Origin of the sequence: Paenibacillus harenae DSM 16969 (assembly GCF_000422465.1) — a bacterium.
Lineage (GTDB): Bacteria > Bacillota > Bacilli > Paenibacillales > Paenibacillaceae > Pristimantibacillus > Pristimantibacillus harenae.
In genome coordinates, this window is sequence record NZ_KE383844.1 from 378,268 (window position 1) to 392,588 (window position 14,321).

The 14,321-nt window shown below is 54.8% G+C and carries 15 protein-coding genes and 1 pseudogene; 4 read left to right on the forward strand and 12 right to left on the reverse strand.

What is annotated here, in order from left to right; genetic code table 11:
- Positions 1 to 89 precede the first annotated feature (89 nt).
- The 4 genes from H581_RS0125750 to map all read left to right on the forward strand — a co-directional run bounded on the left by H581_RS0125750 (position 90) and on the right by map (position 3,332).
- Entirely contained in the window at positions 90 to 869 is a 780-nt protein-coding gene (locus H581_RS0125750; RefSeq protein WP_028612509.1) for a 3'-5' exonuclease, read from the forward strand.
- A gap of 14 nt (positions 870 to 883) precedes the next feature.
- The gene (locus H581_RS0125755; protein WP_028612510.1) at positions 884 to 1,768 is read left to right on the forward strand and encodes a DMT family transporter; all 885 of its coding nucleotides are present in this window, start codon (positions 884 to 886) and stop codon (positions 1,766 to 1,768) included.
- A 199-nt stretch (positions 1,769 to 1,967) separates the two neighbouring features.
- Entirely contained in the window at positions 1,968 to 2,585 is a 618-nt protein-coding gene (locus H581_RS0125765; RefSeq protein ID WP_028612511.1) for a TetR/AcrR family transcriptional regulator, read from the forward strand.
- A gap of 3 nt (positions 2,586 to 2,588) precedes the next feature.
- Positions 2,589 to 3,332 (forward strand): type I methionyl aminopeptidase, encoded by a 744-nt coding sequence (gene map / locus H581_RS0125770; protein WP_028612512.1) that lies wholly within the window; start codon positions 2,589 to 2,591, stop codon positions 3,330 to 3,332.
- A 62-nt stretch (positions 3,333 to 3,394) separates the two neighbouring features.
- On the opposite strand, the pseudogene H581_RS39770 reads toward map, so the two are convergent.
- From H581_RS39770 to H581_RS0125825, 12 genes and pseudogenes are all read right to left on the reverse strand, one after another.
- Positions 3,395 to 3,523 (reverse strand): annotated as a pseudogene (locus tag H581_RS39770) (methyl-accepting chemotaxis protein); the annotation flags it as partial.
- Between the two features lie 105 nt (positions 3,524 to 3,628).
- Positions 3,629 to 4,057 carry a DUF6157 family protein gene (locus H581_RS0125775; RefSeq protein WP_245600153.1) on the reverse strand — a complete coding sequence of 143 codons (429 nt, stop codon included), beginning with the start codon at positions 4,055 to 4,057 and terminating at the stop codon, positions 3,629 to 3,631.
- 101 nt (positions 4,058 to 4,158) lie between these two features.
- On the reverse strand, positions 4,159 to 5,082 hold the full coding sequence (locus H581_RS0125780) for a phosphotransferase family protein (protein ID WP_028612514.1): 924 nt from the start codon (positions 5,080 to 5,082) through the stop codon (positions 4,159 to 4,161).
- Positions 5,083 to 5,415: 333 nt separating this feature from the next.
- Positions 5,416 to 5,895 carry a heme-degrading domain-containing protein gene (locus H581_RS0125785; RefSeq protein WP_028612515.1) on the reverse strand — a complete coding sequence of 160 codons (480 nt, stop codon included), beginning with the start codon at positions 5,893 to 5,895 and terminating at the stop codon, positions 5,416 to 5,418.
- Positions 5,896 to 6,095: 200 nt separating this feature from the next.
- Positions 6,096 to 6,755 carry an SGNH/GDSL hydrolase family protein gene (locus tag H581_RS0125790; protein ID WP_028612516.1) on the reverse strand — a complete coding sequence of 220 codons (660 nt, stop codon included), beginning with the start codon at positions 6,753 to 6,755 and terminating at the stop codon, positions 6,096 to 6,098.
- A gap of 73 nt (positions 6,756 to 6,828) precedes the next feature.
- Positions 6,829 to 8,025 carry an MFS transporter gene (locus H581_RS0125795; RefSeq protein WP_281169571.1) on the reverse strand — a complete coding sequence of 399 codons (1,197 nt, stop codon included), beginning with the start codon at positions 8,023 to 8,025 and terminating at the stop codon, positions 6,829 to 6,831.
- A 219-nt stretch (positions 8,026 to 8,244) separates the two neighbouring features.
- Positions 8,245 to 8,664, reverse strand: a complete 420-nt coding sequence (locus tag H581_RS0125800) for a c-type cytochrome (protein WP_028612518.1) — start codon at positions 8,662 to 8,664, stop codon at positions 8,245 to 8,247.
- A gap of 154 nt (positions 8,665 to 8,818) precedes the next feature.
- Positions 8,819 to 9,700 carry an NAD-dependent epimerase/dehydratase family protein gene (locus H581_RS0125805; protein ID WP_028612519.1) on the reverse strand — a complete coding sequence of 294 codons (882 nt, stop codon included), beginning with the start codon at positions 9,698 to 9,700 and terminating at the stop codon, positions 8,819 to 8,821.
- Positions 9,701 to 9,773: 73 nt separating this feature from the next.
- Entirely contained in the window at positions 9,774 to 10,760 is a 987-nt protein-coding gene (locus tag H581_RS35400) for a hypothetical protein (RefSeq protein ID WP_051251374.1), read from the reverse strand.
- The gene (locus tag H581_RS35405) at positions 10,757 to 11,536 is read right to left on the reverse strand and encodes an RNA polymerase sigma factor (protein WP_051251375.1); all 780 of its coding nucleotides are present in this window, start codon (positions 11,534 to 11,536) and stop codon (positions 10,757 to 10,759) included. Before H581_RS35405 ends, H581_RS35400 begins: the two co-directional genes overlap by 4 nt.
- A 101-nt stretch (positions 11,537 to 11,637) precedes the next feature.
- Entirely contained in the window at positions 11,638 to 12,132 is a 495-nt protein-coding gene (locus tag H581_RS35410) for a GyrI-like domain-containing protein (RefSeq protein WP_051251376.1), read from the reverse strand.
- A gap of 297 nt (positions 12,133 to 12,429) precedes the next feature.
- Complete coding sequence (locus H581_RS0125825) at positions 12,430 to 14,319, reverse strand: sulfatase-like hydrolase/transferase (RefSeq protein WP_028612520.1); 1,890 nt, start codon at positions 14,317 to 14,319, stop codon at positions 12,430 to 12,432.
- Positions 14,320 to 14,321: the final 2 nt, after the last annotated feature.

Here is a 14,321-nt window from a genome sequence, read left to right on the forward strand (position 1 = left end):
AAATACACCATTTGATTGGACAAAATCACTGCTTGACCGGTTTTTCTGATAGAATGGTAAATACATGCCAACACACGGAGGTTACGATATTGGATTACATTGTACTGGACATTGAGTTCAACGGACGAAAGTTTGCGAGCGAGCTGCCGATGGAGGTTATTGAAATCGGCGCCGTTCGTTTAAATAGCGCACTAGAGCAAACGGATGAGTTCTCCTCCTTGATCAAGCCGGTGTACTTCTCCAAGCTGAACAGCTTTATTAAGAAAAAAACCGGGATCCCGCAGGAAGACATCGACCGGGCCGGCCGGTTTCCCAAGGTTATTGCCGACTTCATCGCTTGGCTGAGCCGCAGCGAGTCCTTCATGCTCATTACATGGGGCGGCGAGGATTTGAAGCGGATCGTATTCGATACGAGGATGCACAAGCTGGATGACGGCTTCTGGCTCGCCGCGGACTATTTTGACCTGTTGAAGGGGTATATCCGGTATAAAAATGTCACGAACGACGTAAGCGTCGAAGCCGCGCTGCTCGATCTGGAAATAACGGCCGAAGGCACGGCGCACCGCGCGCTGGATGATGCCCGCATGACCGCGGAAGTGTTCCGCAAAATTTACGGGGTGCTTGACTTCGACCTTAAGCAGCAGTTCAAAGACAGCTTCACCAATGCGAAAGAACGCAGGATGGTGAAGAACGCGATCCGCTCGATGAAGGCGCAGAAGCAGGTACCGAAGTGGGAAATCTTCGCCGAGAAGTATTTGGAGGGGAAAGCTACATTCGAGGATGTGCGAAAGGTTGCCGAGCTTCAGCAGTATTTTGAGGCGGAAACGGAGAAGGCCGCAGAAAAAAAATCATCCGGGCAGATAGGCTAGGACAAGCATCCGCTATGAATATAAATACCAAATCAATGCCGGCCTACGAGCTGCTCTATATTGTCGGCATTATTGCCATATCGTTCTCGTCGATCTTCGTCCGCTGGTCCAGCGCCGATGTCGCCGTCATCGCCATGTACCGCCTCTTCCTGACCAATCTGCTCATGCTGCCGCTCGTATGGAGGCATCGTGCGGAAATGTTCCGTTTCACGGGACGGCAATGGCGCTTGCTGACCGCTTCGGGAATTATGTTGGGCCTGCATTTTCTGCTCTGGATGGCTTCGCTGCGGCTAACGACGGTGGCCAGCTCCACCGTTATATTGACGCTGGAGCCGGTGCTCGTTATGCTGGGCTCCTACTGGCTGTTCCGCACGAAGGCGAACCGGATGATGCTGTGGGGCATGGGCATCGCGATGATCGGCTCCATCGTCATTGGCTCAGGTGATTTCAGCCTCTCCAGGGAGGCGCTGCTCGGCGATATTTTATCTTTTCTGGGCGCAGCGGCCGTCGCCGTTCATATGCTGATCGGCAAGCAGCTTCGCAGCGACATGAGCGCCTTCGCTTACAGCTTCTGGGTCTTTCTCATCGCGGCCGTGGCTCTGGCGGCCTACAACGGACTGCGCGGAACCCCATTCACCGGCTACGGCGCGAAGGAATGGGGCCTCTTCCTGCTGCTTGCCATCGTTCCGACGCTGTTCGGCCATTACTTATTTAACTGGCTGCTCAAGCATATGAGCGCGGCTGCCGTATCGATGTCGGTGCTTGGCGAGCCGGTCATCTCTTCCTTGCTTGCCTGGGCGCTGCTCAAAGAAGTGCTGACCGCCTACCAGCTGGGCGCAGGCGCCTTGATTCTATTCGGCGTATGGCTGTTCATCCGCCATGGCAAGGCTTATGACTAATGAAGCTCTGCAAGCCCGTACAAATCACACTTCGGTATGCAGCAGCTCCGCGGAAGTGCTCTTTTGCGATTCAACGTTGGCGATAAATATTATCAGCAGCGCGTTGACTAGGTCTTGCATTGTGCGGTTTCATTTGCGTATACTCTTTATATCGACATGCAAGAAGGTCAAAAATAAACAGACAGGAGCGAAATGCGACATGACACCACGCACCAAGGAGCAAAACGATGAGATTCGCGCCGCGCGCATTCGCCAAATACTCGCCGCGGCCGCCGACGTCTACTTGGCCAAAGGCGTTATGCTGGAGATCCGCGACGTCGCCGCGCGGGCCGGGCTCGGCTACGGCACGGTATACCATTATTACCGTAACAAGCACGAACTGCTGCACGACATGCTCTGGCATGCGTTCGAGCAGGCGCGGGCGGCGACGGATGCGGCGTTCGACCAAGACGGTGCGCCGCTCGGCCGGCTGCGACGCGGCCTGAAACATTTGCTTCGCCTATGGCTGGATCAGCCGTCCGTATATATCTTATATAAGATGGTTGCGGAAAATTTTCATCACATGCCGAGCGATCGCTTCCCCGGGTTGTACGACCGGTTCCGGCAGGAGCTGTACCAGCCGGTCGCGGCGCTGTTGCGAGAGGGAGGCGGCCTCCCGTACCCGGAGAAGCGGGCCAATATGGTCATCGGGTCGCTGATCGGCTGCGCCGGACTGTATATCCATCACCGGCATATGGAGATCGACATCGACGAAGCGGTGGACGTCTGGTTCGCCGGGACGGTCGGAATCGACCATGAAGACAGGAAGGAGATCTGACCAATGGTGCAATTGAAATCTGCGTCCGAGATCGCCGAGATGCGCAAAGCGGGCGCGCTCGTCGCCGCGTGCCACAAACAGGTGTCGGCGATGATCCGCCCGGGGGTGACGACGCTGGCGATCAACGACGCCGTCGAGCGGTTCATCCGCAGTATGGGCGGCTCGTCCCCGACAAAGGGATACAAGGGGTTCCCCTACGCCACATGCGCCTCGGTCAACGACGTGATCGCACACGGCTTCCCCAGCCGCGTGCCGCTCGCGAGCGGCGACATCGTCACGATCGACGTCGTCGCCGAGTTTGGCGGCTGGGTCGGCGATTCGGCGTGGAGCTACGCCGTAGGCGACGTGTCCGAAAGCGCGAAGCGGCTGATGCGGGTCGCGCGAGAGTGCATGTCGATCGGCATCGACAAGGCGGTCGTCGGGAATCGGATCGGCGACGTCATGCACGCGGTGCAGACTCATGCGGAGAAGAACGGCTACTCGGTCGTGCGCGATCTGCTCGGTCACGGCGTCGGCCGGAGCATGCATGAGGAGCCGAACTACCCCCACGTGGGAAAGCCCGACCATGGATTCCGGCTCAAGGAGGGAATGGTGCTGACGATCGAGCCGATGATCAACGCCGGCGCCCCGCAGATGTTCGTCGAGGCTGACGACTGGACGGCGCGGACGGTCGACGGCGAGCTGTCGGCGCAGTATGAGCATACGATCGCCATCACGGCGGACGGTCCGGTCATCCTGACGGGGTGAGCGCATAAGGCCGTCCCCGCATCGCCGTGTTGGCGCCTATTCGGGGACCCACATTCCTCCACCAGCTCCGTTACCTGTTCCGCCGCTTGCCTCGTCTGATCGGTCAGCTTACGGATCACCGCCGCCACAACGGCGAAGCCTCTGCATGCTTCGCCGACCCGGGAGGCTTCAACCGCAGCGTTCAGAAATATTACCGTTCACATATTTGGTCGTGTAGCTTTGCACGGGTTTTATGGGCATTAAGTGCCTATCCCGATGATGCGGATACCAATGGTATGACCTTGATTCCGGCTTCGCTATTTCTTGCTGCTCCTCATCCCGGCCACGACCTTCAGCTCTCCATCCTCTCCTGCCTCGAAGCGATGATAGGCTTCGGACTCTCTAGGGATGAGCGCCATTTTGCCCTTCTCGTTGAAGTGAATGCCCCAGCCGTATTTCTTCGGCAGCATAGAGGCCCGGAGGCAAGCCGTAGGCTTCGAGAAAAATACCTTCCGAATCTCCGCTCCGTTCTCTGCAAGCTCTTCGGCGGAATATCCTTTATGGCGAACGTGGACCTCGTACATCAGCTCTTCCTGCGTGTAGCCATACGGCTGGCCCGCAGCCAGCTCATACTCCAGGCTCGGCTTCGTCCGGCCGCCCTTCTTGTCCGGCGGCACCGTGCCGAATTCAGCCGGACAATCCGGCGAAACCGTTATGAACGTATTATAGTAGTTCCATTCCATCATGCATTCCTCCCTCTTCAATTCGTACCATTATAGCCTCCGGATCGTTTTTTTTCACAAGCCTATCGAGAACGGACCCGATTTATTTACATTCTTCCTTCCCGTTAAATGAGACTCAGCAGATGGTTGCGAGTGTGTTCGTAAGCGTCCTTCCAGCCCATCTTCGCGTAAAAACGCAGCGCGTCCAATCCCTTGTAATACCTGGCCCCGAGCAATCTTTCCTTGAAATCCGCCGCCAGAATACCCTTACGCTCCTGATCGTCTCTGAACGCCTTTATGACATCTTGACCCGGTATCGCGGTTTCAACAATCGACAAATCTACAAAATAATCGCCGTATGCGCTGTTAGCATCAATAATTCCCGTAATGGCGAGGCCGTCCGTCAGCAGGTTCCATGCATGGCAATCATTATGGACAAAATGCCGATGCGGCGCGTTATAAGGGGAAAATTCCAACAGCCGGGCATAACATTCCTCGAACACATCCTTTTCAAGAAAGGTCGTGCGAAAGAGCTCCGTCCAATTTTCCCAGAAGGTCCCTGCCTGATCTTCCTTATAAAAGTCGGTGACATACTGCTGCCAGCTATCGTATTTCCCGTTACCGTCCGCGTCCAGCCAGCCAAAGCCTTTCGTTGCGCTAACGTCCACCTGGTTCATTCGCGAGATGACTCGGATCAGACCGGGCAGCAGATTCCCTTTCTGCTCATCCGGCAGATCAGCCAGCATGCCGCCTGCGAGCCGTTCTGAAATCGAATAGGTCAGACTCCCGTACGTCCCGTCACTCAGAACTCTCGGGTAAGGCACACCTTGCGAAGCAAGAAGATTAGACACAAAACGCTCTCGATCATAGGCCCCTTCCAAGTCGCTGAACCGTATGACGAAAGCTTTGGCGCCCAGCTCAAAGAAATAAACGCTGCTCAGGTTACCTCCGCTGACAGGTGTAATTCCCGTCGCCTGCTTGCCGTACAATTCATGCAGCAGCCGCTGTACCGCCTCTTCGTTTAGGCTTGGTTTCTCATAGACCGTCATTGCCGTTCCTCCCCTGTATGATTTTGGGTACGTTGCAGCAGTTTGCATGAGCCGAGTTGGATGAAATCCAGTATAGCTCCTCTTATTCGCTAAATGCGGCTCCTATCCTGCACAGATTCCATTATAGCTTAAACCTATACATTTATTGGAATCTATCAGAATTGACAATACTGCCTGATTTGAGGAAAGCCCCCACTATTCGCATCTACAGCAACTAAACAACCTAGATAGAGGAAGATTTCCCTCCTGGCTTATAAGTACGCATAGAGAAAGACGGACTACAGCTGCAGTACCGCCTTCTATTCCATGCTTATGTACAAGAGCTCAAGCAGCTCAAGCCTGCTCCCCGGCCAAGAAACGCCGCAGCGCCGACACGAGAAGATCGTGATCCTCCTGGTCCGGCAGGCCCGAAACGGTAACCGTCCCGATCTGACCCCGGCCTTCAACGAACAGCGGGAACGCACCGCCCGCTCCTACATAATCCTTTAGCGGGAGGCCGTATTTCTCTTCCATCGTCGTGCCTTCACTGCGGAGCCGGCAAGCCGCATGCCAGGAGCTGGCGCCGAAGCGGTTGGCTACATTGTTTTTGCGGCGAATCCAGTCCTCGTTCTCCGGCGACATGCCTTCCATGGCGTGAAGAAACAGCCGGTGCCCTTCCCTCGTAATATCGACCGTTACCCGTTTGTCTCTTTGTCTAGCCTCATCTACGACCATCAAACCAAGCTTTAGCGCCGTATCGTTCGTAAAAGCGCGGAAGCGAAGCTCCTGCTCCTCCTGCTCCATTCGCTTCAGCTGTTGATGCATGGCGTCCATCGCATACAACTCCTCTCAAGTACCATCATGTCAAGTATACTTGACGCCGTTAGGGAGATCCATTCTAAGGACTCAGATCCTTAAACAAACATAGATCAAAAAATAACTTCCGCAGCAAATTTAAAAGTAATTGCAACAGTTAAGCAGCTCCGCCCGCATTGTTGGATGAAATCACTTCAAGAAAAGACCATCACAATCTTTTATTCAGCCTTAGCAGCCGACGGATCGCCTAAGACCGTGTCCAGCCACTGCCTGGCTATCCATTCATGGCCGGCAGCCGTCGGATGCACGCCGTCCCACAGCCAGTAGGACGCATCTGCGCGCTTGCAAGCTTCGTTCAGCGCCTCTTGCATCGGCACGAATACGGCTCCGAATTCCTCCGCCAAATCGCGGACGGTCCGCTGATACGCTGACAGCTTCTCGGACCATGCAGCCCAATTGACTGCAGGCGCGCCGGTATTTAGAATAAATGGCTCGCACAGCACCAGCTTCGTATCCGGCAGCACCTCGCGCGTCTCCTCCAGCACATGCCGGTAAGCGCGCCCGAACCGGTCGGTGACGCCGCTCGGCTCTCCGTTCATCGTTCTCCAGGCGTCATTGACGCCGATCAAAATACTGATCATATCAGGCTTCAGGCTGATCGCATCCTCATTCCAGCGCGCATACAGATCCGATGCCCGGTCCCCGCTAATGCCGCGGTTATAGAAAACAGGCTTATGCTCCGCCCATTCATAGCCGAGCTTCGCCCCGATCAAATAGGCGTAGCTGTGCCCAAGAATATGATTCGGATCGTCACTCCGCCCCCTTGCGCCGTCCGTAATGGAATCTCCTTGAAATAAGATGACCCGGTTTGTCTTCATATTGGTTCCCCCTCGTATGGTTTCACATAACCCTGTGTTATTTCAACAAATCAACAAGGCTGAGGGCACAACCCTAAGCCTCTACCGCTGTCGCCGCCGCTTGACCTTTCGGACGGAATCCGAAGCCGAGCAAAGCGAAGGCAAGGAATGAGGCGCCTAAGAACAAGAAGACGCTGTGTACGGACACATAACGGATGCCGTAGCCGCCTAGCGTCGGGCCCATAATGCTTCCGATGCTGAAGTGGATCGAAGCGATGACATTCGCCGCCGGCAGGATCGCCCGGGGCAAAATATCCGCCGCATACGCAAGGCCGAGCGAGTAGAACGATCCGACCACGCCCCCGGCTATGACGAATAAGACAAATAGCAGCCAAACGCTGCCCCCTGCGGCAGGGATCGCGAAGAAAGCCAGCGAGCCGACGATGCCGCATGCGACCAGCACCGGCTTTCGTCCGATGCGGTCGCTCCATATGCCAAGCGGCAGCTGCAGAACCAGACTCCCTGCGCCGAAGGCCAGCAGCAGAAGGGAAATCCAATGCTGGCTCAGCTCGATGCGCAGGGCGTACAGCGGGAAGCTGCTGTTCATGGAAGCTTCCATCAACCCGTACAGGAAGCCCGGGATGAGTACGAACCAAGCCGCGCGATAGGTGGCCACGAAACGATTCCCCGCCGCTGCGTCCTTCGCTGCCCGTTCGGGCATCTCATTTTTCATCCGGAGCACGAGAAGCAGCACCATGACGAAGAACAGACAGGATACCAGGAACGGAACCGGTTTTCCGAACGGCAGCAAATTAATGCCAAGCGGTCCTAAGCTGAAGCCGAGTCCGTAGGCCATGCCGTACAAGGAAATATATTTGCCCCGCCGGTCCGCCGGACTGGAGCTTACGATCCACAGCTGGGTCGCAAAGTGAAGCGAGCTGTCGCCCACGCCGACAAGCAGGCGCAATACGAACCATGCCGCAAGCGACTGGGTGAACGGAAAGAGCAGACTGGCAACTGTGACCAGCGTGATGCCTGCCAGAATAACTTTTTTGTAACCGAAACGGATAACCGGCTTTTCTACGAAAAACATCATGCAGAAGATTCCAATATACATGGCAGCCGAATTTATGCCGTTCATATCCGCCGTTACGCCGGAATCCTCCAACATAATCGACAGCAGCGGCAGCAGCAGGCCCTGGCTCATACCCGCGACGACGACCACCAGAAGCAAGGTGATTAATCGAAATTTAGAATAATGAGAAGCTGAAGCGATAACACCGGATGACAAGCTGTTGCACTCTCCTTGCGATAACTGATGTGAATCATTTTCCCTTACACATTGTATACCTGACGGCCAAGTCTGACAATCGCCCCTTACTAGCTGCTTATGTGCATATCCCCAACAACAAAAATAAGGCCACCCGGTAGCTTCCGGTTGACCTCATCACGCCATAATAGAATGTTCTAATTATACGAAGAGCTGCGATGCCCGAGTCCGCCATGCCTGTTATTTGTGGCCGGCCAGCCACTCCGTCAGCGCTGCGATCTGCTCTTCCGCCAACTGTCCTTTATAAGCGGGCATACCGCTGCCGCCGTTGCTGATTTGCGCATGAATCTCTTCAGCGGACATTTCTGAACCGACCTTCCTTAAGTCCGGTCCCCCGCCACCCGACAGGTCAACCGCATGGCAGCTTACGCAGTTCTGCGAATACAAGGACTCCGCTTCTGCCGCGCTGACTGCATTTCCGCCGTTGTCGGGTTGCGTATTTCCGTTTGTTCCATCTGTTCCGTTTGTTCCATTAGCGCCATTCGTTTCGTTCGCGCCATTTGTTACATTACCATTATTCGCATTATTGCCGCCGCAAGCCGACAGCATGGCCGCCAGTACAATGACTGCAGTCCATAGCAACCATTTTCTTCTGTTCATTATCGTTTCCTCCTGCATCAGGGAAATTGTGATTACGATACCCCGAACGGATTCGGCTTATGCGCGGCATGGCAAACATTTTCTGAATAGGAAATGCGGCGGAACGTCTTCTCGTTCACGGATGGATTGTTCATCTAATTGCCTACGATAGCTATTATCCAAGAGGTTCGGCGGCAATCTCCCGGATCAATTTCGGCAGCCATTCGTCCAACGGCTGGAACGGGAAGCCCGCCGCATCCGCTTTGGCCGTGTCCATATACCATGGCTCGGGAATGCCGAACGGCGACATATGGGCTGCTTCCGTCTCGCGAAGCAGATTAGCCTGCCTACCTGCCGCTTGTTCGATTAGCGCAATGATTTGCACCGGTGTAACCTCTCCCTTCGAACAGGCGTTAACCGGTCCTTCCAGCGGGGATCGGCCGAGCCAGGCCAGGAAAGACGCCGCTTCGCCCGCATGAATGAACGACATTTGCGCATCCGGGTTCGGCACGCCGAGCGGTTGTCCTTGCCTTACATGTTCAACGTGAAAATGCAGTCTCCGCGTGTAATCGTCATCGCCCAGCACGATGGGAAACCGTACCGCCGCTGCCGGGAACGGCGCTTTTTGAAAAATAACCGCTTCCACAAGCCGCTTGCCTTCCGCATAATCCGCTTTAGCCCGATTCCCGGGAATCGGATAGGTGTAAGGGTCAAAATCGCTCTCCTGCAGCCGGCGTTCACCGAAAGGATAGACGCTTAGCGACGAAGTTACAATATATTTGCCGATACGGCCGGTAAACAGCTTAACCGCCTCCTCCGCCTCCTGCGGCGTGTAGCAAATGTTATCGTACACAACGTCAAACTCTGCGGAGCCGAGCACGCTGCCAAGCGCCGCCGGGTCGGTCCGATCCGCTTGGAGCCGTCTGACCGAACTGCCGAACGAATCCGGCGTATTCCCCCTCGTAACGATCGTCACATCGGCCTGTTCCCCGATCAGCCGTTCAACCAGCCTTTTGCCAAAAAACCTTGTACCGCCCAAGACGAGTGCTTTTGTCACAATGAACACCTCCCGCTTATCAACGTTGTTTTCGCTATCCGCGCTTTTCCCGTAAACAAATAGATTCTCCTCTTCAACCCGAGACCGGTTCCGCTAAAAGCTCCTTATACATCCGTTCCAGTACGGCGACGCCTGACGCTTCGCTCTCTTTCGCCCGCTCCAGCAAACGAACCGCTTCTTCGGCATTCGCCGGATCGTTCGGCTCGCCCCCGTGCGGATGAGGGAACAACTGTTGGAACACGCGGAACGTCTCCGCAACCTCTTCATAATGCTCCGCCGCTTCCTTGGCCCATTCACTCGTTTTCCGTTCCATCTCCGTCCGACCAGACCATTTTGAGGGCAGCGACCTTAAAAATTGCGCGGCGTATTCCCGGGCGTCCAAGGCGACCTCCGCGTTATAGGCGTTGCCGAACGGATTTACCGTACGACTGCGGAAGGCTTGCATCCATGCGTCGTAGCCGGCTAATCCGTGCCTGTATTCTCCGGATAAGGTCGGTGCTTCTTCACGGGCGAATTGCACAATTTTCTCCAGAGACGTTTTCCAGGCTTGCAGCGGATCGACCGGAACCGATTCACGGATACGCAGCATGAAGACGAAGTTGAGCGGCAGCTCGTTTAATTTCGAATATGGCAGCGGGCCCTCATGCGACGGATCTTTGCAGTAAAGCTCCTGCTTCTCGTCGTCATAGCCGTATATCACCCCGAATTCCGGAATAAACAAGCTCCACCCGATTGCCGGTATTCCCCGGTCGATCGTTTCTTGAGCGAATTTAACGGCTTCCTCAAGCTTCTCAGGAGGGGCCGGCGTTCGAAATCCGTGCAGCTGCTCGCAGGTAAAGCCAAGAATCCCCAGCCCATTCTCCAGCAGCTCGGTCGGCGAGAACATCGTCGGTCCGGCAGGGCTTACATCGTTAGGATGGATGTTCATGCGGAACGCATGGCCCGTCAGACCCATGACATCAACGAGCGTGTATAAATCCTTTTTATCCGTGTATTGCAGGGTGGCATAAATCGATTGCGCTGCGGCGGTAAACGTTTTTTCCCAAGAACGATTGGTCATAAAAGAACATCTCCTCCCATTGGTATCGGCGGCGCAAGAATGCGGCGGGTGCATCCGCCGGATTTTTTCTTCTCTTGCGCATAGCCTTGAAAATAGACACGAATCCGTTCCCTTTGCACCTTCGAACGTGAACGGGAGATCGATGTATACACGGAGCCCAGCGATACGCCAAGCGCTTCCGCAATTTCCCCCGGCGACAGCTGGCGGAACACATGCGCCTCGAAAATCGCGCGTTCTTTGGCCGTGAGGCATCGAAGCAGCTGAAAGAGGCCGACATACAGGTCCTTGCGCATGAATTGAACCTGAGGGTCTTGATGAGCGTATCTTTCCTCGTCCAACCGGGCTGTCATCCGAAATAACAAGCGGTCCAAATCGGAGCCTTCGACTTCGTTGGGACATACGGCGAGCTTGGCTTCCAGAACGGAAAAGGAGCTCTCTTTCCCATTAGGGCCTCCCCGGCGAATTTTCATCAAGGCCTGGTTGTGTACAATCCGCTGCAGCCAATATTTGAATCTCCCCGGCTCCATCAAGGTTTCGATCCGCAGAAATGCGGAGATGAGCGCCTCCTGCACGATGTCCTCCGCCAAATGACCCTCCTGGGTGATGGAGGAAGCCCAGCCTAAAGCCCGTTCACGGTGACGGCGCACCAATTCGCCGAACGCTTCCCGGTTGCCCGATCGTGCGTGACCAACCAGCTGTTCGTCCTTCATAGTCACGACCGGCTCGTTATTCGGTTCTGATGAAGCGGAATGCGGAATCAGCTCTTGCCTATACACAGATTCACCCCTGAGTGCAGTATGTATGGTAAACGCTTCGTGTCTTATACTTAGATGCCGGGCGAAGGAGAATCCTTACAGCGCATTGAAATTTTTTTCTGTTAAACGATCGGCCCCAGGACATCGATGGAAATATGCTCGCCCGGCTTACAGTCGTCATCGAATCGATACTTTTCCAGCACCATACCGTTCTCTTTGGCGGAAATCCGGTTAGCTTCCCTGAACTCCGCAAGCAGGGCATACGGGCTTGGCTCCCACGGATGAGGTCCTTCATATCGGACAGCCGCATATCTGGACTCCGGAATCGCGAAGCCCATCATTCCTTCCGGAATATCCGCAAGCCCGCTAACCTGCAAGCAGTAGAAATACGTGAACATGACTTCACAGTTGTACCATGGCGCCCAGTACGTTTCCGGATCAACCGCATGCCGGATCTCGCTCTTCCGTTCCATGAACAGCTGCTTCGTTCTCCCTATTTTGCTGAAATCACCATCTTTGAAGGAGACGTTTACCGGAAACCCTACAAATTTCATCTCGCCCAGCGTCAAAATCTCTACTTCCCCAGCTGTACCGACATTCATTACCGGCTCGCTCATGCGCATCCGCCCTTTCCAGCATCTTTGTTCAACTTCACTCCATATTTTACCTGTTAACTATTTCACCAAAGCCGTTCCAACTCCTCTATTCTGGCATACAAGCAGAAACGACTGTCGGCGTCCTTGTCAGAGGACGCCGACCGTTTACTCCGTATTTTCTGAAGAAACTCATGAAGCAAGCTTATCGAAAAACGGTATCGCAGAGAATTCTAAGCGCATATAAGTGTAAAACTTATAAATTCCAAGAATTTATAAAGAACGCCGCCGGTCCAAGTTGGACCGGCGGCGTTCCTGTTATTATTGCGGCGCCCGCTTCGGCAGCAGCCGGACATAATCGTCCGAGAGCTGCATCAGCTCGAGAATGTAATCATAGTCGGCGCGATAAGCGCTGAAGTCGGTTACGGGCTCCATCGTCCGGATATCGATGGCCTTGCCGTCTTCGAACCCTTTGCCGGGTACGAATAATATCTCGTTGTTGAAAAAGGAGCCTGTCGGCAAATAATACCGCATCCCAATCACATTCCGCTCGATATTGAGCAAATCCTGGCCGAAGGCCGTATAATTTTTCTCCATCAGCGAGATGCCGAGCAGGTTGGAAACGGTTGGCATAATATCGACTTGGCCGCCTACTTGATCTACCGCCTTGCCCTTCGTGCCTGGAACATGAATGAACAGCGGAATGTTGAATCGGCTGACGAGATCATCATACTTGATCCCGAGCTGGGAGCTGGCCCACTCCGCGTCCGTATCCTTGGACTGCAGGCCCGCGTGGTCGCCGTATACGACGAGCATCGTATTCTCCCACAGACCGCTTGCTTTAAGTTCTTCTATAAAAAGGCCAAGCGCGTAATCGGTATAATTGACCGACATGATATAGTCGCCGAGCTGCGTTCCCTTCAAGCCTTCAGGCACCGCGATGTGCTGCCGGTCCTGCGGCACTTTGAACGGGTGATGGCTTGAAGTCGTCACGATTTGCACGTAGAAGGGCTTGTCCTGCGCTTGGTGCTCCTTCAGCTTCTCCAGGCTTACCCGGTACAGCTCCTCATCGGATGCGCCGAACGAGTTGAAATGATCGTTATGGAAGCTGGGCTTATCATAATACTTGTCGAAACCAAGCGCCGGATACAACCGGTTGCGGTCCCAGAACGTTACGTCGTTTATATGAAACGTGTTCGATACGTACTGCTCCTGCTGAAGCAGCCTTGGCAGGCTGGGAATCACCCTGTCGCCGTAGCCGGTAGACATTGCGACCGCCCCGGTCGGATATATCGAGGTGTTCGACATAAATTCGGCGTCCGACGTATTGCCCTGACCGATCTGTTGGAAGACATGCGGGAAATAGAAGCTTTCGCCAGCCAGCTTATTCAGCACAGGCGTAACTTCCTTTCCGTCCAGCTTCAAATGAATCGGAAAGGTCTGAAAGGCTTCCAACTGAACGACGATCACATTCTTCCCCTTCGCCGCGCCGAAATAATCCGGTGTTCCCGCGACCGCCGTGCCCGCGTCTTGATATGGATAACCATCCTGCAGGCCGGCCGCCGCCGCCGCGGTTTCCTCGACGCTGCCGTTCATCGCCTCTTTCTGATCCTCGCCCGCTTTGATTGCGGCCGCGATCTGGTAATTCAGAACGCCGAGGCTCTCGGCCTGCACGATTTCGTTCGGAATCCCGATGCCGGACCGGATGAGCATGCCCGAGGTCACCGCACATACAACGGCAAGGGCAACAAGGATTTTCGGCCTGAGGATCCGCTTCGCTCCGTCATGCCGGACGCCTCTTATTTTGTTAACGACATAAATGATAAACAGAATGGCAAGATCGAGAAAGAACAAATAATTAACGGCTTGAATCGTCGAGCCGACGCTGTCCCTAATTTGCAGCACCTGGTCGAGTCCGCTCAGCGCCGTATAGGTCGGGAGAGTTCCGTAGTAGCTGAAATATAACGTTGAAGCGAATAGCAGCAGCGATAGGACCGCATTCAGCGCGCCAAGCGCCGTACCTTTCCATCTGGCCGGGATGACCAGCTCGACAACGGCCAACAAGACGATGACGGCAGCCGCATCGGCCAATAACTTATCCGCCTGAATGCCATGGAAGACGAAGTGTCGGAAAAGGGCCATTTTTAACATGATGAATATAAAAATAACGACAGTCGGAGACCGGCGGTCCCCGCTAGGTTCAAATCTCAAAT

Bases quoted from the DNA above. Each gene is read 5' to 3' on its own strand.
- H581_RS0125755 (WP_028612510.1), top strand. From the start codon at position 884: ATGAATATAAATACCAAATCAATGCCGGCCTACGAGCTGCTCTATATT.
- H581_RS0125765 (WP_028612511.1), top strand. From the start codon at position 1,968: ATGACACCACGCACCAAGGAGCAAAACGATGAGATTCGCGCCGCGCGC.
- map (WP_028612512.1), top strand. From the start codon at position 2,589: ATGGTGCAATTGAAATCTGCGTCCGAGATCGCCGAGATGCGCAAAGCG.
- H581_RS0125775 (WP_245600153.1), bottom strand. From the start codon at position 4,057: ATGATGGAATGGAACTACTATAATACGTTCATAACGGTTTCGCCGGAT.
- H581_RS0125780 (WP_028612514.1), bottom strand. From the start codon at position 5,082: ATGACGGTCTATGAGAAACCAAGCCTAAACGAAGAGGCGGTACAGCGG.
- H581_RS0125785 (WP_028612515.1), bottom strand. From the start codon at position 5,895: ATGGACGCCATGCATCAACAGCTGAAGCGAATGGAGCAGGAGGAGCAG.
- H581_RS0125790 (WP_028612516.1), bottom strand. From the start codon at position 6,755: ATGAAGACAAACCGGGTCATCTTATTTCAAGGAGATTCCATTACGGAC.
- H581_RS0125800 (WP_028612518.1), bottom strand. From the start codon at position 8,664: ATGAACAGAAGAAAATGGTTGCTATGGACTGCAGTCATTGTACTGGCG.
- H581_RS35400 (WP_051251374.1), bottom strand. From the start codon at position 10,760: ATGACCAATCGTTCTTGGGAAAAAACGTTTACCGCCGCAGCGCAATCG.
- H581_RS35410 (WP_051251376.1), bottom strand. From the start codon at position 12,132: ATGAGCGAGCCGGTAATGAATGTCGGTACAGCTGGGGAAGTAGAGATT.